This window comes from Pyxidicoccus trucidator (assembly GCF_010894435.1).
GTDB lineage: Bacteria > Myxococcota > Myxococcia > Myxococcales > Myxococcaceae > Myxococcus > Myxococcus trucidator.
Genome location: NZ_JAAIXZ010000004.1, coordinates 552,699 through 576,625, shown reverse-complemented (window position 1 = coordinate 576,625; position 23,927 = coordinate 552,699). Strand labels below are relative to the sequence as shown.

21 protein-coding genes and 1 pseudogene are annotated in these 23,927 nt (G+C 72.4%); 13 read left to right on the top strand and 9 right to left on the bottom strand.

Annotation, left to right across the window (positions count from 1 at the left end; all coding sequences use genetic code 11):
• Nucleotides 1-733: 733 nt before the first annotated feature.
• The 3 genes from G4D85_RS15655 to G4D85_RS15645 form a co-directional block, all read right to left on the bottom strand.
• Nucleotides 734-1,972, bottom strand: a complete 1,239-nt coding sequence (locus G4D85_RS15655; RefSeq protein ID WP_164012618.1) for a cyclic nucleotide-binding domain-containing protein — start codon at nt 1,970-1,972, stop codon at nt 734-736.
• Between the two features lie 12 nt (nt 1,973-1,984).
• Nucleotides 1,985-3,184, bottom strand: coding sequence for a cyclic nucleotide-binding domain-containing protein (locus G4D85_RS15650; RefSeq protein WP_164012617.1), 1,200 nt, complete (start codon nt 3,182-3,184; stop codon nt 1,985-1,987).
• Nucleotides 3,185-3,374: 190 nt separating this feature from the next.
• Complete coding sequence (locus tag G4D85_RS15645; protein WP_240359293.1) at nt 3,375-4,979, bottom strand: LVIVD repeat-containing protein; 1,605 nt, start codon at nt 4,977-4,979, stop codon at nt 3,375-3,377.
• A 196-nt stretch (nt 4,980-5,175) separates the two neighbouring features.
• Here G4D85_RS15645 and G4D85_RS15640 point away from each other — a divergent pair, with 196 nt between their 5' ends.
• The 8 genes from G4D85_RS15640 (at nt 5,176) to G4D85_RS15605 (ending at nt 12,733) form a co-directional block, all read left to right on the top strand.
• Complete coding sequence (locus tag G4D85_RS15640; protein ID WP_164012615.1) at nt 5,176-6,510, top strand: WD40/YVTN/BNR-like repeat-containing protein; 1,335 nt, start codon at nt 5,176-5,178, stop codon at nt 6,508-6,510.
• A 7-nt stretch (nt 6,511-6,517) separates the two neighbouring features.
• Complete coding sequence (locus tag G4D85_RS15635) at nt 6,518-7,159, top strand: hypothetical protein (protein ID WP_164012613.1); 642 nt, start codon at nt 6,518-6,520, stop codon at nt 7,157-7,159.
• Nucleotides 7,156-8,406: a YncE family protein gene (locus G4D85_RS15630; RefSeq protein WP_164012611.1), complete on the top strand. Its 1,251-nt coding sequence runs from the start codon at nt 7,156-7,158 to the stop codon at nt 8,404-8,406. The genes G4D85_RS15635 and G4D85_RS15630 overlap by 4 nt, the downstream gene beginning before the upstream one ends.
• Nucleotides 8,403-9,128: a c-type cytochrome gene (locus G4D85_RS15625; RefSeq protein ID WP_164012609.1), complete on the top strand. Its 726-nt coding sequence runs from the start codon at nt 8,403-8,405 to the stop codon at nt 9,126-9,128. The genes G4D85_RS15630 and G4D85_RS15625 overlap by 4 nt, the downstream gene beginning before the upstream one ends.
• A gap of 158 nt (nt 9,129-9,286) precedes the next feature.
• The gene (locus G4D85_RS15620) at nt 9,287-9,781 is read left to right on the top strand and encodes an endonuclease V (RefSeq protein ID WP_164012607.1); all 495 of its coding nucleotides are present in this window, start codon (nt 9,287-9,289) and stop codon (nt 9,779-9,781) included.
• 235 nt (nt 9,782-10,016) lie between these two features.
• Nucleotides 10,017-11,177, top strand: coding sequence for an alkaline phosphatase PhoX (locus G4D85_RS15615; RefSeq protein WP_164012605.1), 1,161 nt, complete (start codon nt 10,017-10,019; stop codon nt 11,175-11,177).
• Nucleotides 11,178-11,401: 224 nt separating this feature from the next.
• A complete protein-coding gene (locus G4D85_RS15610) occupies nt 11,402-12,253 on the top strand; it encodes a hypothetical protein (RefSeq protein WP_164012603.1) in 852 nt (283 codons plus the stop codon).
• A gap of 78 nt (nt 12,254-12,331) precedes the next feature.
• Nucleotides 12,332-12,733, top strand: a complete 402-nt coding sequence (locus G4D85_RS15605) for a DUF2203 domain-containing protein (RefSeq protein ID WP_164012601.1) — start codon at nt 12,332-12,334, stop codon at nt 12,731-12,733.
• Nucleotides 12,734-12,754: 21 nt separating this feature from the next.
• Here G4D85_RS15605 and G4D85_RS15600 read toward each other — a convergent pair whose 3' ends face one another.
• Nucleotides 12,755-13,405 carry a hypothetical protein gene (locus G4D85_RS15600; protein ID WP_240359292.1) on the bottom strand — a complete coding sequence of 217 codons (651 nt, stop codon included), beginning with the start codon at nt 13,403-13,405 and terminating at the stop codon, nt 12,755-12,757.
• A gap of 175 nt (nt 13,406-13,580) precedes the next feature.
• On the opposite strand from G4D85_RS15600, the gene G4D85_RS15595 reads away from it, so the two are divergent.
• From G4D85_RS15595 to G4D85_RS15585, 3 genes are all read left to right on the top strand, one after another.
• The gene (locus G4D85_RS15595) at nt 13,581-14,240 is read left to right on the top strand and encodes a hypothetical protein (RefSeq protein WP_164012597.1); all 660 of its coding nucleotides are present in this window, start codon (nt 13,581-13,583) and stop codon (nt 14,238-14,240) included.
• A gap of 214 nt (nt 14,241-14,454) precedes the next feature.
• The gene (locus tag G4D85_RS15590) at nt 14,455-15,381 is read left to right on the top strand and encodes an NmrA/HSCARG family protein (protein WP_164012595.1); all 927 of its coding nucleotides are present in this window, start codon (nt 14,455-14,457) and stop codon (nt 15,379-15,381) included.
• A 96-nt stretch (nt 15,382-15,477) separates the two neighbouring features.
• On the top strand, nt 15,478-16,194 hold the full coding sequence (locus G4D85_RS15585) for a hypothetical protein (RefSeq protein ID WP_164012594.1): 717 nt from the start codon (nt 15,478-15,480) through the stop codon (nt 16,192-16,194).
• A gap of 59 nt (nt 16,195-16,253) precedes the next feature.
• Here G4D85_RS15585 and G4D85_RS15580 read toward each other — a convergent pair whose 3' ends face one another.
• The 3 genes and pseudogenes from G4D85_RS15580 to G4D85_RS50300 form a co-directional block, all read right to left on the bottom strand.
• A complete protein-coding gene (locus tag G4D85_RS15580; protein WP_164012592.1) occupies nt 16,254-16,547 on the bottom strand; it encodes a hypothetical protein in 294 nt (97 codons plus the stop codon).
• A gap of 204 nt (nt 16,548-16,751) precedes the next feature.
• Nucleotides 16,752-18,122 carry a glycoside hydrolase family 15 protein gene (locus G4D85_RS50305; RefSeq protein WP_338052896.1) on the bottom strand — a complete coding sequence of 457 codons (1,371 nt, stop codon included), beginning with the start codon at nt 18,120-18,122 and terminating at the stop codon, nt 16,752-16,754.
• A gap of 186 nt (nt 18,123-18,308) precedes the next feature.
• Nucleotides 18,309-18,707 (bottom strand): annotated as a pseudogene (locus tag G4D85_RS50300) (trehalase-like domain-containing protein); the annotation flags it as partial.
• A 276-nt stretch (nt 18,708-18,983) separates the two neighbouring features.
• Between G4D85_RS50300 and G4D85_RS15570 the strand changes: the two are divergent.
• Complete coding sequence (locus G4D85_RS15570) at nt 18,984-19,226, top strand: hypothetical protein (RefSeq protein ID WP_164012588.1); 243 nt, start codon at nt 18,984-18,986, stop codon at nt 19,224-19,226.
• Nucleotides 19,227-19,233: 7 nt separating this feature from the next.
• On the opposite strand, the gene G4D85_RS15565 is transcribed toward G4D85_RS15570, so the two are convergent.
• Together G4D85_RS15565 and G4D85_RS15560 are read right to left on the bottom strand one after the other, a co-directional pair.
• Nucleotides 19,234-20,598: an MFS transporter gene (locus tag G4D85_RS15565; RefSeq protein WP_164012586.1), complete on the bottom strand. Its 1,365-nt coding sequence runs from the start codon at nt 20,596-20,598 to the stop codon at nt 19,234-19,236.
• Nucleotides 20,595-21,557 (bottom strand): ornithine cyclodeaminase family protein, encoded by a 963-nt coding sequence (locus G4D85_RS15560; RefSeq protein WP_164012584.1) that lies wholly within the window; start codon nt 21,555-21,557, stop codon nt 20,595-20,597. The genes G4D85_RS15565 and G4D85_RS15560 overlap by 4 nt, the downstream gene beginning before the upstream one ends.
• A gap of 289 nt (nt 21,558-21,846) precedes the next feature.
• On the opposite strand from G4D85_RS15560, the gene G4D85_RS15555 reads away from it, so the two are divergent.
• Nucleotides 21,847-23,889 (top strand): PAS domain-containing protein, encoded by a 2,043-nt coding sequence (locus G4D85_RS15555; RefSeq protein WP_205525560.1) that lies wholly within the window; start codon nt 21,847-21,849, stop codon nt 23,887-23,889.
• Nucleotides 23,890-23,927 lie beyond the last annotated feature (38 nt).

Sequence of the window (23,927 nt, the reverse complement as noted above, 5' to 3'; positions counted from 1 at the left end):
GATGACGGCAGAACTTGGGCCAGGTGCAGGTCTTCTCGCCATAGCCCGAGATGGGGCAGCTGGTGCTGACCGTCTTGGCATGGCAAACGCTATAGTTGGTGTACTCCCAGGGACCTTCGCAGACCCCTTCCTTCTGGGGCGGCGCGCCTCCATCCGGAAGCAGGGGCCAGGAAATCTGCTCCGGGCCGCAGATGCTCTGGTTTTCCGACGCGAATCGGGCCTGCCCCAGCACCATCTCAGAGGCGGCCTCCTCTTCGGGCTGGCAGGCGGCGCTCGCAAGCGCAATCAGCAGCGCAACACTCCACCGCAGATACGGACGACGTGACATGAATTGCCTCGTTGAATCATCCGGAGATGGCGGAAGCCGCCACGGTCGGCACCTGACGACTGACGCTCATCGCCGGGTGCCGAAGGTGTCGCCACTTCAAACCGCCCTATTCCAGACGCACTAAGAGTACAGCTCCAGAGAGCTTGGGGAGTTGGTGAGGGCTTCGCTGGTGCGTGGAATCACGCCAGCCGCAAGCGTCTTGTCCAGAGGCCGTCGAAGCCGTGGCCTGATGCGGCGGCCTTCAGGCACCCGCACTCCGTATCAAGCGAGCGTGACGGCGGCGTGACGGGACGGGACGGAGGTCGGCCCGACGGGGTGCGCGCCATTTGGGGAGCCCCTGGCGGTGCCCACGCCCGGGTCTCCCTCAGGGGGCCCGGGCGTTTCGTTTTCTGGAGGGGCCGCGCGTCAGACGCGCAAATCGCCGTCGTGCAGCACGCGGCCGGAGGCCAGCGCCTGCGCCGTGCGCTGCAGGCGCTCGGTGCCCATGCGCATCAGCATGCCCTTGAGGCCGGGCTGGCTGAGGAGGTGCTTCTCGAAGGCGGCGCGCTCCAGGCGCAGCATCACCCCCTCCACGTCCGCGCACACCGTGGCGGACACGGGCTTGTCCAGCAGCAGGGAGATTTCGCCGAAGACGTCTCCCTCACGCAGCTCCGCCAGCGCCACCCGCCGTCCGAAGGGCTGCTCCAGCCAGGGCGTGCACCGCCCGCGCAGCACCACGTAGAAGGCGTCCCCGGGCTGGCCCTGCGTCAGCAGCGCCTCGCCCGCGCTCACCGTGCGCAGCTGGAAGTCGCGGGACACGGCGGCCTTCTGCTCCGGCGTCAGCTTGCTGAGCAGCGGGTTGCTGCGCAGCAGGTTCTCCACCATGCGCCGCCGGTAGAAGGCCTCCACCACGGCGCCCACCTGGGGGTAGCGCACGGCCACCGCCTCCATGCGCTCGCGCGTCAGCTCCAGCAGCACGGCCCGCTCCGTGGCCACCACCGTGGCCAGCCGGGGCCCCTGCGAGACGAGCGCCAGCTCTCCGAAGAAGTCCCCCGGCGCCACCGTGCCCGCCGACTTGCGCTCGCCGCCCTCCAGCGTGCGCAGCACGTCCGCCCGGCCCTCCACCATGGCGAACATGGACGCGCCCTGCGTCCCCTCCTCCACCACCGCCTGCCCCGGGAAGAAGGCGCGCACGTCCAGCACCTCCAGCAGCGCGACGAAGGCCTCGCGGCTCAGGTGCGAGAGGATGGGCAGCGCGCCCGGCGCCTCGGCGTCCGGCACCGGCGCCATGGTCCCCGGCGCGGCCGCCGCACCCGACGAAGCCGCCGCGGCCATGGGTGCCAGGGCGAAGCGCTCGGCCAGGGCCCGGGCGGTGTGGCCCTTCGCGGTGGAGGACGCACCCAGCCGGGACAGGGCGACACACGCGGCCACGGCGCGCAGGGGTTGATGGCTCTTCGCCCAGGCCAGCGCGGCGGCCTCGTACGCCGTCGCCGCCTCCGACTGATGGCCCAACCACTCCTGCAGCTCCGCCACCTTCTGGCGGACGTCCGCGTCGTCCGGGGAGGCCTTCGCCACGCCCTGGTACTCGGCCAGCGCGGCCTCCAGCTTCCCCTCACTGGCGAGCTGGACGGCCCGCTCCCTGCTCACGCCGCGCGTGTCCGCCATGGCCGCCTCCACCTACGCGCTCAGCGCGCGCACGCGCTCCGCGAGGTTCTCCGTGAAGAGCCGATAGATGCGCAGCGCGGCGGCCTCGTGCGTCTCCAGGTAGTGCTGGAAGTCCACCCGTGTCACCCGCAGCGCCCGCACCGCCGTGCGAGAGCGCACGCGCGCGGACGTGGGCCCGTCCAGGATGAGCGAGATTTCGCCCAGGAACGCGCCCGGCCCCAGCGTGTTGAGCCGCCGCGCCTCATGCCCCGAGCCGCTGTACACGTCCACCGTCCCATCCAGCAGCACCAGCAGCCCCGTGCCCCGCGCGCCCTTCTCCAGCACCGTGGTGTCCTCGGGGATGAGCACCTGCTGCGCCATGCGGAACAGGTCCTTCATGTCCTCCATGGGCAGCTCCCCGAAGATGGGGATGGCCTTGAGGTACTCGTAGCCGTCCGGCGGCGGCGCGGGCGTGGGGACACGCTCCGGCTCCGTCGGCGCCGCGTCCAGCCCCAGCTGCCGGAGCAGCCGCGCCTGCTCCGCCTGGAGCGCGCCGTCATCGTGCGCCTGCGGGGACTCGCGCAGGGCGTCCGCCAGCAGCACCAGCGCCCGCCACGAGTCTCCCTGCGCGTCCAGCAGCGCGCTCATCCGCAGCACCGCCTCGCGCCGCCGCGGGTGCCCGGGTGGCACCGCGCGCAGCAACTCCAGCTCCGCGTGCGCGTTGCCCAGCTCGCGGTACACCGCCGCTGCCTCCAGGAGCCGCTGCAGCCGGGTGAGGCACTGGGCCATGGACTCGCGCGCGTCCAGCGCCTGGTACAGCTCCAGCGCGCGCTCCAGGGCGCCCGCGCGCTCGAAGGCCGACGCCGCACGGCCCCGCTCTCCGGCGCGCAGCCACGCCTCCGCCGCCTGCCGCAGCGCTCCCGACTGCTCATGGAGGGGCGCGGCCTGCGCGTGCGCCCCGTCCGCCTCCAGCAGCCGCGCGGCGCCCGCGAAGTCGCGCGCCCGCCGCAGCACGTCCACCAGCGAGGAGCGCGTCGGTCCGGGCATGCTCGAGGACTCCTCCAGGACGCGCTCCCGCTGCGGAGCCGCCAGGTCCTCGTAGGCCCGGACGGCCACGTCCACCGCGCCCTGCATGACCGCATCCCAGACGGCACGCGTGGCGCTTCCGGCGGGCACATCGCCTCGCCCCGCACCGACGTCGATGAGCCTGGGCTCCAAGGTGGACCCCGCCATGTCTCGCACTCCCCCGAAGACATCCACGGGAGCGCTCCCCGGGAGCGGCCCACGTGCCGGATATCCCCGCGTCCGTAGCAGACCGGAGGGAGGGAGGCGAGCCCCGCGCGCGGCACACACCACCCCCGGGGCGGACTGGCCCCAGGGGTTGTGACGGCTGGACAACCTTCCAAACACCCCCTGGCGCCGCTCAGACCTCGGGGAAGATGAGCAGGCCGCGAGCGGTGTCGATGACGTACACGTGGCCGTCCCCCGGCACGCGGATGCCGATGGCGCCCTCGTAGAAGGACCGGCCCGTCTTCGGGTGGTCCGGCTGGAAGGTGTTGTAGTAGCCCACCTCACGGGGGAGCCAGGGCACCGTCACGTCCAGCACGCGCACGCCCTCCTGGTAGTGGCTGAGGTACAGCCGGTGGCCCTTCAGCTCCATGTTGTGGATGGAGATGCCCGGCCGCAGCCGGTACTCGCCGAGCAGGCGCGGCTCCGTCACGTCCGTCACGTCCAGCACGCGCAGGTGCGCGCCCCAGTCCTCGCCGCCCTCGAAGGCGATGAGCCGGCTGCCCTGGCGCATCACCCGGCTGGTGTGGCTGGTGGAGCGCCGGTAGACGTACTGCCCCACCTGCTCCACGGCCTCGGCGTCCGTCACGTCCGCGATGATGTAACCGGCGCGCCAGTGGCTGATGTAGAGCCGCTCCTCGAAGGGGAAGGCGTCATGCGGGAACTGGTCGCCGCGGGACGGGTCCACCCCCGTCACGGTGTAGCGGGTGAGCAGGCGGGGCGCCTTCGCGTCCTTCACGTCGAAGATGAGCGTCTCCGCGTTGGGGTACGGCGACATGGCGTACAGCCGGTCCCCCTCGACGATGACGGTGTGCACGTCGATGGGCCCCTCGTCCCCGGGCAGCGAGCGCAGGAACTGGGGGTCCGCCGGCTGGGAGATGTCGAAGACGAGCAGGCCCGAGTCGGCGCTCGCCACGTACAGCGCGTCGTCCTTCGCCCAGACGCCGTTCCAGTAGTTGTCCTGCGGGAAGACAATGGACTTGCGCACCACCGGCGCACGCGCGTCACTCACGTCGAGCACCGTCAGCCCCCCGGGCCGCGCGCCCAGCGGCACGGACACGACGTAGGCATGCCCCTTCGTCACGTACACGTCCGCGGCGGTCCCCGGGCCCACCTGCGACTCCGACAGCAGCGCCATTCCGGAGCCCTCGGGCTCCCCCGCCCTGCGCTCCGAGCGCGCGGCCTCGAAGGTGCCGGCGAAGAGGTTCTTCCCGTTGCGACAATGCTGGTAGCAGCCCTTCAGCGTGAGCCCGTCCGCGCTGGCCTCGCACCCCACCACCACCGCCGCCGACGAGACTCCGTTCGGAAGGTTCGCCGTCACCGCCAGGTAGAAGCGGTTGTCCTCCAATTGCTGCTCGCTGAAGACGACGTTGCCGAAGTTGGAGACGCCGCCGTCCGTACTCACCCGCATCGCGGACGGGAAGGCGTCTGGCTCCGCCGTGTCCGGGTCCAACACCACGTGCGCGGTGTAGACGCCGGCCCCCTTGACGCTGCCCAGCGAGGCGACATTGCAGGCGGACAGGTCGAAGGACTCATAGGCGCCGCACGGGGCCTGGGTGTCCGCCGCCGGCTTGCACCCGGCCAGGCGCCCCGTGTGCTCCCAGTCCGGGCCGTCCACCACCCAGGGCTTCACTTCCGGCCTCACCGTCTCAGGTGTCACCAGCTCACCCGAGCACCCCGCCGTCACGCCCAGCACTCCGGTCAGCACCACGCCCCACGCGCTTCGCATCCACGACTTCATCGCGACCTTCCTCCCAATGGTGATTGCGAGCTCCAGGGGCCACGCCCGGCCGCGCGGTCCGTCCTTCCTGCTCCTCCGGTGAACGAGCGGGGGAGCGCGCGCATATCGCGACCTTCGTGCACGCTGACCGCTATGCCCGGGCGCGGGGAGCGTTATCGTGGTGCCCGGGGCCGGCACCTTCCTTGGAGTCTTGGAGATGGATTCTCGCAACACGGTTACAGGGAGAGTCCTCGCCTCGCTGCTGGCCCTGGGCACCGCTTCGGCCGCGCACGCGCACGCGGGCCTGCCGGAGACGTCCAACGTCACCGTGCGCCGCGGCCACCCCGAGGACTTCTTCGTGGGCGCGACGTTCGGCGCGGTGATTTCGCGCGACAGCGGCCAGTCGTGGCGGTGGATATGCCCGGACGCCATGGGCTACGGCGGCTGGCGCCCCGAGTCCTTCCTGTGGCGCGAGGCCGGGGACATCATCGCCGCCACCGGCAGCGCGCTGCTGCGCTCGCCCGACGGTGGGTGCAGCTGGAACACGCACCCCTACTTCAAGAGCAACTGGGTGGCGGGACTCGCGGCACACCCCACCGATGACCGCATCCTCTATGCCGTCACCGGACGGACGGGGCTGGCCAACGGGGTATACCGCTCGGGGGATGGGGGCGAGACGTGGGAGCCCACCCCGCTGCTGCGCGTGGGCCTGGTGCTCAACACCGTGCGCGTCTCGCCCGTGGACCCGAGGCGCATCTACGCCTCCGGCGAGGAGGCGGGCCGGCTGCTCCTCTTCCGCAGCGACGACGCGGGCGCCACCTGGACGGAGCTCCCCCACACGCTGCCGGGGCTGCTGCGGCCGTATGACCTGGTGGTGACGGCGGTGGACCCCGCCTCGGCGGACGCGGTGTGGGTGCGGGTGTCCGCGCAGGGCTACACGCACCTGCTGCGCAGCGACGACGGCGGCCGCACGCTGACGCAGGTGCACGCGCTGGACGACGTCTTCATCAACATGGAGCTGTCCGCCGACGGCACCACCGTCTGGGTGGGCACCCTCAACTTCTTCTTCCGCGGCCCCCGCGCCGGCCCGCTGGAGAAGCAGCCGCTGCCCACCGGCAACGCGTGCGTGCTGCGCACGGGGAGCACGCTCTACGCCTGCGGCTCCACGTGGCTGCACGACTGGGCGCTGGCGCGCAGCCCCGACGAGGGCACCACCTGGGAGCCCCTGTTCACCCTCTACGGCATCCAGGGCACCCAGCACTGCCCCGCGGGCACGCCGGTGCGGAGCATCTGCCCGGCGCTGTGGCCGTCGCTCGCGGACCAGCTCGGCGCGGAGCCGTACCCGGACGGCGGCGTGGAGGAGCCACCGCCACCGCCACCGCCACCGCCGGTGGACGCGGGCACGCCCGACGCGGGGACTCCGGAGCCCGCGCCGTCACCGCCCGCGAAGTCTGGTGGCTGCGGCGCTGCGTCCGGGAATGCGGCGCCCGCCCTGGTACTTCTCTCGACCCTCACCTTGTGGCGCCGCGGCCGGCGGCGCTCGGACGCGTAGGCACCTCATGAAGACCCTCTCTCGAAAGCTGCTGTGGACGTCCCTCTCGGCCGCGCTGCTGGCGCTGGCCCCCGCCTGTGACAACGACGACCCGGAGTCGGAGTGCGGCGAGCCCCTCTATGGCGGCGACGCCACCGACGAGGCCTGGCGCACGCTCGTGGACGCGAAGGGCCAGCCGGCGGACAGCTCGCAGGCGGTGACGCTGGAGTCGCCCGCCCAGGGACAGACGTACTCCTCCATCGACGCGCCGCCCACGTGGCGGTGGACGTCCCCGCTGGCGTCGCGGCTCCCGGGCCTGGAACCCGAGGGCACTCCGTCAGCGCCGTCGCGCCCGCGCGATGGGGGCCGCTCCATGCTGGCGTGGCTGGGGAACCTGCTTCTCCCCTCGGCCGAGGCGCACCTGCCGCCCTTCACCGGCGACATCTATTGGGTGCAGGTGACGGTGCCGGGGCGCGAGTGCCCGGTGGAGCTGCTCACCTCGAATCTGGAGTGGCAGCTGGACGCGGCCACGTGGGACACGCTCCGTGGCTTCGTGGACCAGGACCTGTCCGTCCAGGTGACGAGCGCGTACCTGGTGCAGAACCGGCTCCGCGAGGGCCCGTACCGCCTGGAGGCGCCGCGCACCATCCGCGTGGTGGGCGCCCGATGACGCGGGCCCGCCGGTGGGTGCCGGCGCTCGCGCTGGCGCTGGCCGCGTGCAGCGAGGACCCGGGGAAGCAGGACGGGGTGACGCCGCCCGAGGACCTCGAGTACGCGCACCCGGACCCGTGGCCGGAAGGAACCGTCGTTCCACCGCCCGGGCCCGGGGGCCGCATCCTCATCACCAACAGCCTGGACGACACGCTCAGCCTCATCGAGCTGGACACCGTGGGCACGCCCGACTTCAAGGAGCTGGCGCGCGTGCCGGTGGGGCTCAACCCGGTCGAGCTGGAGGGGCCGCACCACACGGCGGTGTCACCGGATGGCGCCTTCTATTACGTCGGCATCTCCAACTACGTGCCGGGCGGAGGCTCGGGGCCCCATGGCACGCACGGCTCGGGCTCGGAGGATGGCTACTGCCTCAAGCTGGATGCGCGGGACAACCGGCTGGTGGGCTCCGTGCGCGTGGACCCCAACCCCGGTGACGTCATCGTCAGCAGGGACGGGCGCACGCTGTACCAGACGCACTTCGACACCTTGAAGATTGCCGAGGTGGCGCGGCGGGGCGGCCCCGAGGCGGAGATGGTCGCCCGGCTGGCCATCATCGACGCGGCGACGATGACCCGGAAGGCCATGGTGCCCGTGTGCCCGGCGCCGCACGCGGTGCGCCTGTCCGCGGACGAGCGCACGGCGTACGTCGCGTGCTGGTCCGACGAGGTGGCGGTGGTCGACCTCACGACGAGCCCGCCCGGGGTGCAGAAGGTGAAGGTGGCGCTCAACGCGGGCACGGCGGTGAGCCCTCGGCACGAGCCGTACGCGCTCACCCTGTCGCCCACCACGGGCGAGGCGTGGGTCAGCTCCATGGCCAGCCGACAGGTGCAGGTGCTCGACCCCACCACGCGGACCATGGACGCCACGCGCACGGTGCAGGGGCTGCGCGGCCCGCCCATGTTCGGGGCCTTCACCTCGGACGGGCGCACGCTGTACCTGCCCTACCAGCTCGGGGACGGGCTGCTGGTCATCGACCCGGCGACGGGACTCGTGCTGCGCGAGGTGGACCTGGCGTCGGCCGGCTGCCTCAACGCGCACCAGGTGACGCTGACGCCGGATGAGCGTCATGGGCTCGTCGTCTGCGAGGGCGACCACAAGGGTCCGGGCACACTGCACGCGGTGGACCTGGCCGAGGGCACGGTGGTGGGCACGGTGCGGGTGGGCATCTTCCCGGACTCGGTGAGCATCCTCCGGGGGCAGCCATGAGGCGCGTGGGTGGTGCCCTCGGGGCGCTCGCTGCGCTGGTGGTGCTGGCGTCGGCCTGCGATGGCGAGGACGGGCCGGTGCCCGCGGCGGAGTACGGTGAGCGGCTGTTCAACGACGCGCGGCTGTCGGAGAGCGCGTTCAACAGCTTCTCGTGCGCCACGTGCCACGCGACGACGCTCACGCCTCCGGCCGGGCGGATGGACTCGGGCTACACGCTGTATGACTCGGCCTTCCGGAAGACGTGGTGGGGCGGGTACGAGACGCGCCTGCTGGACGCGGTGAACTTCTGCTACGTCAACTTCATGCGCGGCGTGGCGCCGCTGCCGGAGGACTCGCCCCAGAGCCGCTCGCTCTACGAGTACCTCGTGAGCATCAGCCCGAACCGGGACGCTCCACCGCTGCCCTTCACGGTGGTGAAGAACACCGTCGAGGTGGCGCGTGGCGACAGGACTCGCGGGCAGGAGGTGTACCGCGCGGCGTGCCAGGACTGTCACGGCGAGCCCCACACGGGCGCGGGTCGGCTGACGGAGCTGGCCTCGGTGCTGCCGGAGGTGACGGCGGACTACGGGGAGTTGTTCCCCGGGGTGCCCCCGTCGCTGGTGGTCATCGAGAAGGTGCGGCACGGCCAGTTCTTCGGCGTCGGCGGCAACATGCCTCCATACAGCGTGGAGGCCCTGTCCGACGCGGACCTCGGCGCGCTGCTCACGTTCCTGGAGCTGTGACGCCGCGGCCTCACGGGCCGGGGTAGAGTCCCACCGTCTCCGGGGCGTACGCGAGCCCCGGGGACCTGCCTGGGCGGGCCGTCGAGTCCTCGCGGTCAGCCGGCCTGACGACTCCACGTCAGCACCGGCGAGAGGGGCCGCGCCCCCAAGGAGACTGGATGCTCGCCTGCCTGGATGTGGACTACCGACCCGACGTCACCGTGGCCGTGTGTGTCCTCTTCCGCGAATGGACGCACGGCACGGAGGCGTCACACCTCATCGACCGGGGCCCTCCGGCCGCGCCCTACGAGCCCGGCCAGTTCTACCGCCGGGAGCTGCCCCACCTGCTGCGCGTGCTCGCCGGTGTGCAGGAGCCGCTGGAGGCCATCGTCGTGGACGGCTACGTGTGGCTCGGCGAGGACAAGCCCGGCCTGGGTGCGCATCTGTACGAGGCGCTCAACCGCACCGTGCCCGTCATCGGCGTGGCGAAGACGGCGTACCACTCCACCGGCCCCGCCGTGCTCGTGCTGCGAGGCCAGAGCCTGCGTCCCCTCTTCGTCACCGCCGTCGGTATCGACCCCGCCACCGCCGCGGACTGCGTCCGTCGCATGCACGGGCACTCGCGCATCCCCACCCTGCTGAACCGCGTGGACCGACTGTCCCGTGAGTCCTGACGGCCGGCGCGAACAGAGACCTTCGCCTCACGCCCGCTGAAGCGCATGGGCTGGCTGAGCCGTGAGCCCTGACGGCCCGGCCCCTTCGCACCGCCCTGCCTCCACCTCGCCATGCGCCGGGCCTGAACCCCTGCCTGCCCTGCGGGCGGGGTTGACGCGGGGCGCCGCAACGAACCTGGCGAGTCCCTCGCGAGGGGCTTCCCCGCGGACTCGACCTGAGCGACAAAGCGTCCTCATGCAACGCCGTCACTTCCTGCGCCTCACCGCCCTCGGAGGCGGCACGCTCGCCCTGGGCAGCCTCGGCTTCTGGCGGAACGTCTACGCCACGGCCCCCCAGCCGGGCCCCGGCCCCTACGGCCCGCTGGCGAACGCTCCGGATGCCAATGGCCTGCTCCTGGCCCCGGGCTTCACCTCGCGCGTCATCGCCCGCAGCGGGGACGTGGTGCCGGGCACGCGTTACGCGTGGCACATGGCTCCGGATGGCGGCGCCTGCTTCACCATGCCGGATGGCGGCTGGGTGTACGCGTCCAACAGCGAGGCGTCGCCGAACGGCGGCGTGTCCTCGGTGCGCTTCGGGCCGGATGGCGAGGTGACGGACGCGTACCGCATCCTCTCGGGCACGGACGTCAACTGCGCCGGCGGCCTCACTCCCTGGGGCACGTGGCTGTCCTGCGAGGAGCACTCCCGGGGCCTTGTCTGGGAATGCGACCCGTCCCGCGCGGGCCAGGGCGTGGCGAGGCCCGCGATGGGCGCCTTCACCCACGAGGCCGTGGCGGCGGACCCGCTGGGCCAGCGCCTGTACCTCACCGAGGACACGCAGAGCGGACGCTTCTACCGCTTCACCCCGGCGAAGTGGCCCTCGCTGGAGACGGGCACGCTGGAGGCCGCGCGCGTCCTGGGAGACATCCACCAGGGCGCGAAGGTGGAGTGGGTGCCCGTGTCGCCCGAGGCCCCCGCCTCCGCGCAACCGGCCGCGAAGGAGACGACGGTGTTCCGCGGCGGCGAGGGCTGCTGGTACGACGACGGGGTCGTCTACTTCACCACCAAGCGGGACAACCGCGTCTGGGCGCTCACGCTGCTCACCCACCGGCTGGAGGTGCTCTACGAGGCGGCGCGCTACCCCGGCTCGCCGCTGGCGGGCGTGGACAACGTCACCGTGTCGCGCGCCCGGGAGCTCTTCGTCTGCGAGGACGGGGACGACATGCAGGTCTGCCTCCTCACGCCGGAGCGGAAGGTGTCGCCCTTCCTCCAGGTGGTGGGGCACTCGCGCTCGGAGCTGGCCGGCGCGGCGTTCAGCCCGGATGGCCGGCGCCTCTACATCAGCTCCCAGCGCGGCACCGACGGACGGGGCATCACCTACGAGGTGACGGGCCCCTTCCGCACCCAGGCTGCCTGATTCACGGGCGGCCCCTGAGCTGACCGGGCCCCGCGCTCACCCACCCCTTCGGACCGAGCCGGGAGCCCCGGCCCGGAGCGTCCGGGTGGCGCCCTGTTCGGGAATGTCGGGACATTTCGCGGCGCAAAACCCCCGACATAAGTGAACAGGACGCCCTGCTACCCGTCAGGCGGGCGGCCATCCACCTGGAAACCTTCCGTCGAGAGGCTTACCTTTGACGGCGGATGGACTCGCACCCACCCTCGCAGCTGGCGCTGTTCGACGCTCTGGCCCCCGCGCGTCCTGAGCGTCCCGCACGCGTTGAGGGCACCACCCGTCCCACGCCTGTCGAGGCCGCGCCACGTGCGAGCCCCGCCGTCCAGCACCGGCTGCCCATGCGTGAGGACGCGCTCCCCCAGGCCGCGGACCTGGCCCGGCGACTGTCCTCACAGCTGGGCGCGCCGGTCCACCTGCGGCTCACGGACAACCGCGCCACGCTGGTGAGCTTCCGTCGGGGCCCGGAAGGACTGCGCCTGCGCGCACACCACCTCTTCCTCGGCGCTCCGGACCCCGTCGTCCAGGCCATGGCGCGCTACGCGGGACGAAACGACGCCGACGCGCGCGAGGTGCTGGAGACCTACGCCCGCTCCCGCCGGAGCCTCGTGCGCCGCGAGCGCCGCCCCGGCAAGCCCCTGCGCGCGCGGGGCCGCTGCTTCGACCTGAGCGCCCTCTCCGCCCGCCTCAACTCCACGTACTTCGATGGCCGCGTGCGCGTGGACGTCGGCTGGGCGCGCAAGCCCGGCCGGGCGCGGCGCCGCAGCATCCACCTGGGCGGCTACGACGTCCGGCTCCGCGAGATTCGCATCCACCCCGCGCTGGACCGGCCGCACGTGCCGGCCTTCGTGGTGGACTACCTCGTCTTCCACGCCATGCTGCACGCGGACCTCGCGGACCCGGACGAGGCGCCGCTGGACGCCGCCGGCCGCTGCGCCCCCGAGCACACCCCCGCCTTCTCCGAGCGCGAGGCCGCCTTCCCCCTGCGCGACTCCGCCCAGCGCTGGCTCGCGGAAAACCTCACTTCCCTGATGCGCGGCTGACCAGAACGAAGCAGCGGGGCCCGCCCGTGCCGCGAGGCAGTAGCGGTGGGAGGCCCGGAGGCGGCATGCTCCGGGGGCATGCGCTACTTCAGCGTGGAAGAAGCCAACGGGCTGGTGCCGCTGCTGACCCGCACCTTCGAGCGCGTCCGCCCATGGGTGGAGCGGGCGCAGCAGCTCGCCGACACGCTGAGCTCGCGGGAGAGCACCAGCGACGTCCACCTGGACACGCTGCGCGAGGAGCGGGACGTCCTGCTGGAGCGCATCCGCGAAGAGCTGCTCCAGCTCCAGGAGATGGGCCTGGAAATCAAGGGCGCGGACGGGCTGGTGGACTTCCGCGCGCACCGGGGGGACGACCCGGTGTACCTCTGCTGGCGCTTCGGCGAGCCGGCCGTCACGCACTGGCACGAGCTGCAGGAGGGCTTCGCGGGACGGCGCCCCATCGACAGCCCGGACGACTTCGCGCCCACCTACCTCAGCTGAGGGCGCGAGGCCGGGGGACGCTCAGCTCGCGCTGAAGCTCTTCTGGAGCAGGCCCATCTTGTTGCGCGCGGACAGGAGCTGCTGGCGCAGCGAGTCCGCCTGCCGGGCGATGTCGTGGAACTCCTTCTCGTCCGCCGCCTTGGACAGGTCCTCGGCTTCAATCGCCACCTGGGCCATGCGGTCCTGGAGCGCCTGGAAGGTGGTGGCCAGCGCGGCGTTCTCCTCGGGCGTCTTCGCCTGCTGGCGCTGCTGGGCGAACTGCTGCATCTGCACGTTCAGCTCGCCCGCGCTCTGGCCCATGTTGCCGTAGCGCACGAGCAAGTCCTTGAAGACCTCGGTGCGCGCCTGCAGCTCCTGGGCGCGCTGGTGGACGGCCTCGGCCTGGGCCTGCTGCCTGTCGCGGACCCGGGAGATGGCGCCCACGAGCGCGGTGACGCGCTGGCGGAGCTGGTCGTCCATGTCGGCCAGGCTCTTGAGGGTGGCGGAGGCCCGCTCCAGGTGCTTCTCGGACTGGAGGGGAGCTTTCTGGAGCTGCTCGGACAGGGCCTCGAAGCGCTCCAGTCCCTCGTCGAGGGCCTGTGCGGCGGCCACCAGCTCCGATTCCTGCGGCTTGTCGCGCTTGCTCATGATGGGCGGGAACATGGCACGCACGGCGGCCGGTGTGGTGCCCACGCTTCTGATTCCCGACAGAGCGCCCGCGCGCGGAGCCTTCTTCCCGGCTCCGAGTGTCCGCACTCACGCAACACGGGGCCATCAGGTCGCCCGGGACACCTGCCCACTGGCGCGGAGGGTTCCTACCTTGTGCGGAAAGCGCGCGAACGCGCGCGCGGCACACAAGGAGAGCGGGATGCCCAGGACCTACAGTTTCGACCATTTCCAATCCAAGAAGTCGCAGCAGAGCGCCATCGGCACGCCGGAGCGACTCGGCAACGACGAGGACAAGCAGAAGCCGCTGAAGAGCGAGCTGCACGAGCTGGACTCCGGCCTCGGCGCGCACCAGGGTGAAATCCACTACGGGATGGCGCACTCGGAGACGGTGAAGCGGCTCCAGGAGCGCCGCGCGGCCCGGGCGAAGAAGGAGGCCCGTAGCGCCGCGGCGAAGAAGCGCCCGTCGGGCACCCGCAAGGCGGCCACCGGCCAGTCCTCCGCGAAGCCCGCGCGCACCGGGAAGACGGCTCGTGCGAAGCCGGCGGGCAAGGCGGCGAAGTCGGCCACGGCGGAGCACTCGAAGGCGGCGACGGCTCGCAAGAAGACGGCGAAGCGCGCGGAGCCGACGTCCGAGCGCACCAGCGCCCCGAAGAAGCGCGTCACGGCCGCGCCGAAGCAGGGCCTGCTCGGGCGCGTGGTGGGCACGGCGCTGGCGACGGGCTCGAAGGGACTCGCGCGCGCCTCCGCCCTGGCCAAGGAGGTCCGCGCCAGCCGGAGCAAGCCGGCCGCGAAGCCGGAAAAGACCTCCGCCAAGGCGGACAAGTCCGGCGCGAAGAAGGACAAGCCGAAGAAGCGCTAGCGCCGCCGCGCGTCGCCGCCCGCATGGACGGGAGGGCCCCCTCTTGTTGCCGGAGGGGGCAAGCGTGGAGACCGGGCCCGGCAGTGCCAGCCACCCCGCCCGCCCTCCGGCCCGCCGGCTTCAGGCAGGAGCCCGTGCAGCCTGCCCGCCCGTGCTCGCCAGAGGCGCCCGCCGTCCCCAACTTCCCCACATCCATCGTCTCGAGGTGTGAATCATGCCCATGGCTTTCTTCCGCTCCGTGCTCGTCACTGGCGCCACCGGCCGGCAGGGCGGCGCCGTGGCCCGTCAGCTGCTGTCACGGGGCCATCGCGTCACCGCCTTCGTCCGCGACGCGGGCGCGCCCGCCGCCGTGGAGCTCCGCTCGCTGGGGGCCGAGCTGGCGGTGGGAAACTTCGACGACGTGGACTCCATCGTCCGGGCCGCGCAGGGAATGGACGCCATATACGCCATGGCCACCCCCTTCGAGGCGGGGGTGAACACGGAGATACGCCAGGGCCTGAACCTGGCGGACGCGGCGCGGCTGGCGGGGGTGCGTCACTACGTCTACTCGTCGGTGGCCGGTGCGGACCGGATGACGGGCATTCCCCACTTCGACAGCAAGCACCGGGTGGAGCTGCATGTGCGGCGCAGCGGCCTGCCCTACACGATTCTGGGGCCCACCTTCTTCATGGAGAACTTCACCAGCCCCATGTTCGAAGAGGGGCTGAAGGCGGGGGTGCTCGCCATGGGCCTGCCGCCCACGCGCGGCCTGCAGATGGTGGCGCTGGACGACCTGGCCGCCTTCACCGTGCGCGTGCTGGAGGAGCCGGACCGCTTCATCGAGGAGCGCATCGACGTGGCGTCGGATGAGGTGACGGGCCAGCAGGCCGCGGGGCTGCTCTCCATGGTGAGCGGCCACCGCATCCACTACGAGCAGCTCCCGCTGGACTTCATCGCGAAGCGCAGCGAGGACCTGGCGGCCATGTACGAGTGGCTGGACAGGGTCGGCTACCACGCGGACATCCTCACCCTGCGGCACCACTTCCGGGAGATTCGCTGGCATACCTTCGAGGACTGGGCACGCGGCCAGGACTGGAGCGCGCTCACCTCGCCCGCCTGGCCCCACGCGGCCGCGGAGCCCACGCCGCCAGCCACCCACTGAGGGCCCGCCCGGTCCGCTCGTCTCCCGAGGCGGCGCCGCCGCCAGTGCCCGCGCCCGCCACATGGCTTCCTACCTTTCAGAGGGAGGAGGAAGGTCATGCGTGTCATCGGGCTCGTCGCCGCGTCGCTGCTCGTCGCGGTGGGCTGCATTCCCGAGGCGCAGCTGCGGCCCTCGACGGGTGCTCAGCTGCAACAGGGTGACGCCACCGCCGCCAGGGTGGAGGCGTCCGGCGTGGTGCTGGTGGCGGATGGCGCCGCGTGGAAGGGCACTCCGGAGAACCTGGAGCGCAGCCTCACGCCCGTCTTCGTCCGGCTGGAGAATGGCAGCGGGCGCCCCCTTCGCGTCCAGTATGGAGACTTCGCGATTGTCAGCCGCGAGTCGCGCTTCCGCTACGCCGCGCTGCCACCGCTGAGCCTGAGCACCAGCGTGGCCTCCTCGGTGAGACAGGAAGGGCAGGGCTGGGTGGGGATGTCCATGGGCGTCGGGCCGGGCTGGGGGTATGGGCCCTATGGCCGCTACGGCTTTGGCTACGGCTACGGGCAGCACTGGCCCTTCGTCGGTTCCTACCCCTACTACCCGGGCCCGTATTACGGCGCGTATCAATGCGCGGAGCCGCTGCCCACGCAGGACATGCTGGAGCATGCGCTGCCCGAGGGCATGCTCGGGGCGGGAGGCCGGATGGCGGGCTTCCTCTACTTCCAGGGCGTGGCCGAGCGCGAGAGCCAGGTGGTGCTCCAGGCCCGGCTCGTGGATGGGAAGACGGGCGAGCCGTTCGGCACGCTCGACATCCCCTTCCAGGTCCAGAAGCAGTGACGCGAAGGAGGGCCAGGGCCCGCCGGGGGCATGGCCCTCTTCCGCCCTGACGGGCGTGCTCAGTGGATGGTGACGGGCGGGGGCCGCGTGGCCGAGGCCTGGATTCGTTGCAGCAGCGGCTCCTCCTCGGGCACGCCCAGCTCGCGCCGGAGCTCCTCGCCCCGCATCGGCAGGCCGAAGAGGGGAGCGACGAGCACCAGGTCCAGCGTGCCGGCGATGAGCGGCCCCAGGCCCACGAGTGCCAAGGCCGCGCCGCGCGACGTCCCCGATGCGAGCCCCCCGAGCACCAACCCAGCGCCCGTCACGATGCGGAGCCACCGCCCCGTTCGCGACGCCAAGAAGCCAACGACCATAGACACCTCCCCAGGGCGAAGATGGACACGCCGCGCGAGCCGACCACGGCGAGCAGCCTGCCCGGCAGCTCCTGACCGGACGCAGGGAGGGCAGCCGGGCAGGCACGGCCCACGCTCCGACCAGGGGAGTCACTGCAGTCATGAGCCCGAGGGCTGGCGCGATGCGCGCCGCAGCCCGTGAGCCGCTCCGGGTCCGCAGCCCTGTCACTCCGGCGCCGCCGCGTCCTGCATGAGCCCGAGCAGGCCGAAGGGAGCCGTCGACCCGGGCACCCGGTCCACCCGCCCGCGCCGGCGCGTCAGCAATGGCTCCAGCGCGAAGCTCGCGAAGTCATACGCCGCTCCGGGCGGTGGCCGCCGCGCCGTGGAGTACACGGCGGAGAGCTGGGCACACGAGGACACCAGGGCCATGTGCGTGAAGGCCTGGGGGAAGTTGCCCAGCGCCTCCCCTGTCTCGGGCACGGCCTCCTCCGCGTACAGCCCCACGTCGTTGGCCAGCCCCAGGAGCCGCGCCAGCACCGCCTCCGCCTCGTCCCGCTGGCCCGCATGGGCCAGCACGTCCACCAGCCAGAACGAGCACAGCAGGAACGTCCCCTCCCCTCCCTCGAGCCCGTCCGGCGCGAGGTAGCGGTACAAGAGCCCGTGGGACTCCAGCCGCTCGCGCACCACGCCCACCGTGCGCCGCACCAGCGGGTGCGCCACCGGCAGGAAGCCCAGGGCCGGCACCAGCAGCGTGGACGCATCCGCCGCCCCCGAGCCCCGGGCCTGGGGGAACCAGCCCGCCTCCGCGCACTCCAGGAGATATCGCCGCAGGGCCGCGCGCTCCCGGGCCCAGCGGGACAGCGGCGCCGGCAGCCCGCGCGCGCGCGCCAGCCGCAGCGCCCTGTCCAGGGCCACCCAGCACAGCAGCTTGGAGTGGACGAAGTGCCGGGGCGCGTCGCGAATCTCCCACAGCCCCTGGTCCGGCAGGCGCCACCGCTGGCACACCTCCTCCACCAGCCCGGACAGGAAGGCCCAGTTCGTCTCCGACAGCGGCCCGCCCGCGCGGGCGTACAGCCACACGGCCTCCAGCACCTCGCCGGGCACGTCGAGTTGGAGCTGCTTCACCGCGCCATTGCCCACGCGCACCGGCCGCGCGCCCCCATGCCCCTCCAGGTGCGCCAGCTCCACCTCGGGCAGCAGGCGGTGGCCCTGGATGCCGTACATGATTTGGATGTCCGCCGCGCGCCCCGCGCTGGTGCGCCGCAGCCAGTGGCGGAACGCGTCCGCCTCTTCGCGGTAGCCCAGCACCAGCAGGGAGATGAGCGTGAGGGACGCGTCGCGCAGCCAGGTGAAGCGGTAGTCCCAGTTGCGCACGCCTCCGGGCTCCTCGGGCAGCGACGTGGTGGGCGCGGCGATGAGCGCGCCGGTGGGGGCATAGGTGAGCGCCTTGAGCGTGAGCGCCGAGCGCCGCACCGCGCGCTCGTGCTCGCCGGTGTACGCGCAGCGGGCAATCCACGTGCGCCAGAAGGTGAGCGTGTCCTCCAGTCGCTGGCGGAAGGTGGTCCGGTCCGGCGCGTCCGCGGGCGAGCGCTCCACGAAGGACGGCGTCCACGCCGCCTCCACCCAGGCCTCCTCGCCCGCGCGCAGCTTCCACCGCGCGCGCAGCGCGTCCTCGCGGGCCACCAGCGGGTGCGTCGTCGTCACCCACAGCGCGTCCGCGCCGCCCACCACCTCCGCCGTGCGCCACGACGTGAGGCGCGTGCGGGGGACGAAGGCGCCGTACTCGAAGCGCGGCGTCAGCACCACGCGCACCAGGACTTCGCCGGCCACGCACCGCACCCGCCGCAGCAGCGCGTGCCGGGTGCCCACGTGCGTGCCGCGCGCGCCGCCGCCGGGGAACACGGGCATGCAGTCCACCACCTCCAGCACCCCGCGCGGGGTGGTGAAGGTCGTCACCAGGACGTTGGTGTCCTCCAGGTACGCGCGCGAGGACTGGTAGCGCCCTTCCGGGGCCACGCCGAAGCTGCCGCCGCGCCGCACGTCGAGGATGCGGCAGAACACGGCGGGCGAGTCGAAGCGCGGGAAGCAGGCCCAGTCGATGGAGCCGTCCTTCCCCACCAGGGCCGCCGAGTGGCAGTCCCCCAGGAGCGCGTAGTCGGCGATGCGGCGCATCCGCACTCCTCGAGGCCAGGAGAAGCCGCGGGGGCGGCGCCGGCCCGCGCCCGCGCCCCACGGGCGGAAGGCCCGCGCGCGATGACGCCTCGCCCGGTCCTCCGCCCTTCAACCGATGTGGCCGAGCGTCACCAGACGCAACCCGAGCACGGGCCCAGCCGGCTGGAAGCCTGCTTCACCAGCAGCCAGGAAGGGCGCCACTGCGCCGCATTCCCGCTGCGTGTCTCGAGGCCTCTCGACAGGTTCTCCGGAGGGGTCCCCATCCTGGCCCCCGGGGAGCAGACGATGTTCAACCGGTCGGAAATCCACAAGGGGATGAAGGTGCGCGGCAATGATGGCCACATCATCGGCCGCATCATCGAGATGACGGAGGACGAACTCATCGTGGAGAAGGGATTCTTCCGTCACCATGACTTCGCGGTGTCCCTGGCGGACGTCCGCGAGGTGGTGCACGGTGAGGTGGTGCTCAACCACGGACGCGACAGCCTCTTCGCCGCGCCACGGGAAGTCCCGCCCATCCACCAGTAACGCCTCCTCAGGACACGCCCGGCGGGGCGCCGGCCGCCAGCGGCGCCTCGCTCCAGCCCGCGCGCGCCTCCGCCTCGCGCGCCGCGCGCCGGCCCGCCTCCACGTCCACGCGCCACAGCACCGCCGCGCCCGCACCGAAGAAGACCAGCAGCGACAGCACCCCCTGCCGGCTGGAGCCCGTCAGCTCCACCGTGGCGGCGAACACGAGCGGGCCCGCCACCGCCGTCACCTTCTCGAAGACGCTGAAGAGGCCGAAGAACTCCGCGGCCCTGTCACGCGGCACCATCTGCGCGAACAGCGAGCGGCTCAAGGCCTGGCTTCCGCCCTGCACCATGCCCACCAGCAGCGCGAGCGCGAAGAAGTGCGCCGCCGACGTCATGAAGTAGCCGAGGAACGTCACCCCCACGTACACCGCCAGCGCGAGCATCAGCGCCGGCTTCGCGCCCACCCGCGCCGCGCCCTTGCCGAACAGCACCGCGCATGGCACGCCCACTGTCTGCGTCAGCAGCAGCGCCCCAATCAGCGCCCCGCGGCCGATGCCCAGCTCCGTCCCGTACAGCGTGGACAGCCGGATGATGGTGCCGATGCCGTCGCTATAAAGGAGGTACGCCAGCAGTAGCAGCAGCGCCTGCCGGTGCTGGCGCAGCCCGCGCAGCGTCTCCGCCAATTGCGTGAAGGTGCCGCGCAGGGACACGCGCCTGTCCCGGCCGTTGTTCATCGGCTTCGGCTCTGGAATCCGCAGGAACAGCGGCAGCGAGAAGCCCGCCCACCACACCGCCACGGACAGGAACGCCACGCGCGACGCCGCGGCCGCGTCCGCCAGCCCGAACCAGCGCGGCTGGAGCAGCATCACCAATTGCGCGGCCAGCAGCAGCCCTCCGCCCAGGTATCCCAGCGCGTAGCCGGCGGTGGACACCCGGTCCAGCTCGTCGTCCCGGGCGACGTGCCGCAGCAGCGCGTCGTAGAAGACGATGCTCCCCGCGACGCCCACGTTGCCCAGGCCGAAGAGCACCAGCCCCCAGGCCCAGTCGCCGCGGCCCACCGTGGCCAGCCCCACCGTGCACAGCACGCCCAGCCCCAGGAAGAGGCCCAGCAGCTGCTTGATGCGCCCCGCCCTGTCGCTCAGCGCGCCCAGCACCGGCGACACCAGCGCCACCGTGCCCAGCGCCACGGCGGTGGCGGTGGCGTAGCGGCTGGTGGCCACCTCTCGCGGCAGCCCGTCCGACACCACGGACGCGTAGTAGAGCGGGAACACCACGGCGATGACGGTGGTGACGTAGGCGGAGTTGGCCCAGTCGTACCACGCCCACGCGCGCAGCTCCGGCCGGGTGAGGCCGATGCGCGCCAGCAAGGCGTTCCACGTGGCCCTCATGCGCTGAAGTCCAGGCCCTGCACCGCGTCGTCACCCTGCGCCGCCTGGTACACGTGCCACGCGGCCGCCAGGTCCTGGAACGGCAGCCCCACCGCGCCGAACACCGTCACCTGCTCCGGCGACGTGCGCCCCGGCTTCAGGCCGGCGATGACCTCCCCCAGCTCGGCGTGGATGGCGTCCTCGCCCAGCCCCACGCCGCCCGCCGCGCCGCTGCTGACGGCCAGCCCCCGGTGGTCCACGACGAAGAGGGACTGCTTGAGCAGCTCCGCGGACACCTCCGCCTTGCCCGGCTCGTCCGCGCCCAGGGTGATGACGTGCGTGCCCGGCCGCACCATGCCCGGGTGCAGGAAGGGCTCGCGGCTCCACGTGGCCGTCACGACGATGTCCGCGTCCGCCACCGCGTCCGCCACCGACTCCTCCATGCGCACCGGCAGGCTCAACTCCTGGTACATGCGCGTCGCGAAGGCGAGCGCGCGCTCCGGCTCCGTGTCGTAGACGCGCACGTGGGACAGCGAGCGCACCAGCCGCAGGGACTTGAGCTGCAGCACCGCCTGCCGCCCCGCGCCGATGAGCGCCACCCGGCTCGCGTCCGGCCGCGCCAGCACGTCCGCCGCCAGCGCCCCCGCCACCCCCGTGCGCACCGCCGTCAGGTGGCCGGAGTCCATGATGGCCAGCAGCCCTCCCGTGGCCAGGTCGTGCAGCTGCACCACGCCCTGAATCGCCGGCGTCTGCCCGGGGAACTTCGCATGCACCTTCACCGTGTAGGCGGGGATGCCGGGCAGGCTGCCGGGAAAGAGCACCAGCGCGGTGCCCTCGGCATGCAGGGGCACGCGAGCGCGCTGCGGGGCCACCGTGCGAGCCAGGGCATCGGTGCGGAAGGCCTCTCGCATGTCCTCCAGCAGGGTGAGCGCCTGGAGGTTGCGGGACACATCGGAGCGGTTCAGCAGAAGGGTGCGCATCTCTCGAACACCCTAATGCCAGTGTGGCCACCACCCCAGCCCTCCGTGGCCCTCCAGGACGGCAAGCGCCCGCCGGTGGACGATAGTGGGCTGGTACGAAGGTGCATCGCCCCGAGGGGAGCGGCAGTCGTCCCCGGCGGGCGGTGCCTCGCGGGCCCGGGTGGCGAAGGCGCGACGTGGCGCCTGCGAGTGGCCCTTCACCCAGGCCCGGGGGCAAGGCACGTCGGTGCCATCGTGCCCACCATTGAGGCTGGGTGGCGGGAGCGGGCAGGGCCTCGGGAGGTCGGTGATGCTGGAGCCGGATTCACCCTCCGTGAATAAAGAAGAGCCCGGTGGGGCGAGGACGCTCCGGGCCGCGGACTTCCTGCGTGCGCACCGCCCTGCGCTGCTGGCGGACTGGGAGCAGGGCATGCACGCGCTCCACGCGGACCGCGCGGAGCGGCACTCGTGGTTGATGGACCACATGCCGGAGCTGCTGCTCGCGCTGGCGGAGGTCATCGAGCATGGCCCCGAGGGGCTCGGCACCGCGCTCTGGGACGAGCACGCCGTGATTCGGCTGGACCAGGGTTTTGACCTGGGCGAGGTGGCGGCCGAGTACGCGCTCCTGCGCAAGTGCATCCTCCGCCGGCTGGAGGCCGAGTCGCGCCTGCTGGCGCCGGGCGAGCTGGAGCGGCTGGAAGAGGCGCTGGACCGCGTCGTCACCCGGACGATGACGTGCTTCTCGCAGGCCCGTCAGCGCATCCTCCAGGCGCTGGACCGCATGACGCAGGCCACGCTGGACAACCCTCCCGTGGACACGCTCCTGGTGCGGCTGCTCACCGTGCTGATGGAGTCCGCGCTCGCGGTGGACTCGGCGGCGATGATGATGGTGGAGGGCGAGCGGCTGGTGGTGCGCGCCGCGGTGGGGCTGGGGGCGGACACGGCCCTCGGCAGCTCCCTGCGGAGGGACGAGGGCTTCATGGGTCAGGTGGCCACCACCCGCAAGCCGCTGGCGCTGCGCTCGGCCACCACGGACCCGCGCGTGATGCTGCCCTCGCTCAAGGAGCCGGGGCTGCGCGCCATCTACGGCGTGCCCATGCTGGAGGACGAGCGGCTGCTGGGCGTGGCGTACATGGGCTCGCGCACCGCCTTCATCTTCTCCGACCCGGACACGCTGCTGTTCCGCAGCATCGCCCAGCGGGCCACCGCGTACCTCGTCCAGGCGCGGCTCCAGGCGGATGAGCGCGCCGCGCGCGTGGAGGCCCAGCGCTCCCTGGCCCAGTTGGACGCGCTGCTGTCCGCCACGCCCATGGGCATCGCCTTCCTGGACCGGGAGCTGAACTACCTGCGCGTCAACCAGGCCATGGCGGACATCAACGCCACCCCGGCGGACGGGCACGTGGGCCGCCCCTTCCGCGAGCTCCACCTGAAGGAGGTGGTGGACGCGGTGGAGCCCATGCTCCACCGCGCCCTGGAGACAGGCGAGCCCGTGCGCTCGTTCGAGTTCAGCCTGCCCCCTTCCGCGCCCCGGGGTGGAGGCCGCTCGTGGCAGGCCAGCTTCTATCCGGTGCGCACCCCCCTGGGCGAGGTGCTGGGCCTGGGCGCCACCGTGGTGGACATCACCGAGCACAAGCAGGCCGAGGCCACGCTCCAGCGGGCAGTGGACTTCCGCGAGCAGCTGCTCGCCGTGCTGGGACACGATTTGCGCAACCCGCTCAACGCCATCAGCGCCTCGGCCTTCCAGCTGGCGCGCTCGGAGGAATTGGGGCCGCCGGAGCGGCGCGCCGTGGACCGCATCCGCAAGGCCACCGCGCGCATGGGGCGGATGATCAACGACATCCTCGACTTCGCGCGCAGCCGGCTGGGCGGAGGAATTCCCGTGGAGCGCCAGCACATGAACCTGGCCGAGGTGTGCCAGGCGGCGCTGGAGGAGCTGCAGGTCAGCCACCCGGAGCGACAGCTGGTGTTCGAGTGCAGCGGGGACACGTGGGGAGACTGGGACCCGGACCGCGTGTCCCAGGTGCTGGGCAACCTGGTGGCCAACGCGATTCAGCACGGCCAGGAAGGCATGCCGGTGCGCACCCTCGTGCGCGGCGAGCCCGACGAGGTGGTGCTGGAGGTCCACAACCACGGCGACCCCATCTCCCCCGAGCTGATGGTGCGCATCTTCGACCCCTTCAAGACGCACCCCGGCCTTCAGGACCCCGCGAAGAAGAAGCGCAGCCTGGGGCTGGGGCTCTACATCGTCAGCCAGATTGCCGGGGTGCACGGAGGCCACGTGGAAGTCCGCTCCACGGCCAGCGAGGGCACCACCTTCCTCGTGCACTGGCCACGCAGGCTCCCGCCCGCGTGAGCGGGGGCCTGAGGCAGCGCGTTACTTCGGATGGGCCT

Bases quoted from the DNA above. Each gene is read 5' to 3' on its own strand.
- G4D85_RS15590 (WP_164012595.1), top strand. From the start codon at position 14,455: ATGCCCATGGCTTTCTTCCGCTCCGTGCTCGTCACTGGCGCCACCGGC.
- G4D85_RS15640 (WP_164012615.1), top strand. From the start codon at position 5,176: ATGGATTCTCGCAACACGGTTACAGGGAGAGTCCTCGCCTCGCTGCTG.
- G4D85_RS15650 (WP_164012617.1), bottom strand. From the start codon at position 3,184: ATGGCGGGGTCCACCTTGGAGCCCAGGCTCATCGACGTCGGTGCGGGG.
- G4D85_RS15615 (WP_164012605.1), top strand. From the start codon at position 10,017: ATGCAACGCCGTCACTTCCTGCGCCTCACCGCCCTCGGAGGCGGCACG.
- G4D85_RS15610 (WP_164012603.1), top strand. From the start codon at position 11,402: ATGGACTCGCACCCACCCTCGCAGCTGGCGCTGTTCGACGCTCTGGCC.
- G4D85_RS15625 (WP_164012609.1), top strand. From the start codon at position 8,403: ATGAGGCGCGTGGGTGGTGCCCTCGGGGCGCTCGCTGCGCTGGTGGTG.
- G4D85_RS15620 (WP_164012607.1), top strand. From the start codon at position 9,287: ATGCTCGCCTGCCTGGATGTGGACTACCGACCCGACGTCACCGTGGCC.
- G4D85_RS15565 (WP_164012586.1), bottom strand. From the start codon at position 20,598: ATGAGGGCCACGTGGAACGCCTTGCTGGCGCGCATCGGCCTCACCCGG.
- G4D85_RS15655 (WP_164012618.1), bottom strand. From the start codon at position 1,972: ATGGCGGACACGCGCGGCGTGAGCAGGGAGCGGGCCGTCCAGCTCGCC.
- G4D85_RS15585 (WP_164012594.1), top strand. From the start codon at position 15,478: ATGCGTGTCATCGGGCTCGTCGCCGCGTCGCTGCTCGTCGCGGTGGGC.
- G4D85_RS15560 (WP_164012584.1), bottom strand. From the start codon at position 21,557: ATGCGCACCCTTCTGCTGAACCGCTCCGATGTGTCCCGCAACCTCCAG.
- G4D85_RS15555 (WP_205525560.1), top strand. From the start codon at position 21,847: ATGCTGGAGCCGGATTCACCCTCCGTGAATAAAGAAGAGCCCGGTGGG.
- G4D85_RS15570 (WP_164012588.1), top strand. From the start codon at position 18,984: ATGTTCAACCGGTCGGAAATCCACAAGGGGATGAAGGTGCGCGGCAAT.
- G4D85_RS15635 (WP_164012613.1), top strand. From the start codon at position 6,518: ATGAAGACCCTCTCTCGAAAGCTGCTGTGGACGTCCCTCTCGGCCGCG.
- G4D85_RS15580 (WP_164012592.1), bottom strand. From the start codon at position 16,547: ATGGTCGTTGGCTTCTTGGCGTCGCGAACGGGGCGGTGGCTCCGCATC.
- G4D85_RS15605 (WP_164012601.1), top strand. From the start codon at position 12,332: ATGCGCTACTTCAGCGTGGAAGAAGCCAACGGGCTGGTGCCGCTGCTG.
- G4D85_RS15630 (WP_164012611.1), top strand. From the start codon at position 7,156: ATGACGCGGGCCCGCCGGTGGGTGCCGGCGCTCGCGCTGGCGCTGGCC.
- G4D85_RS15595 (WP_164012597.1), top strand. From the start codon at position 13,581: ATGCCCAGGACCTACAGTTTCGACCATTTCCAATCCAAGAAGTCGCAG.
- G4D85_RS15645 (WP_240359293.1), bottom strand. From the start codon at position 4,979: ATGAAGTCGTGGATGCGAAGCGCGTGGGGCGTGGTGCTGACCGGAGTG.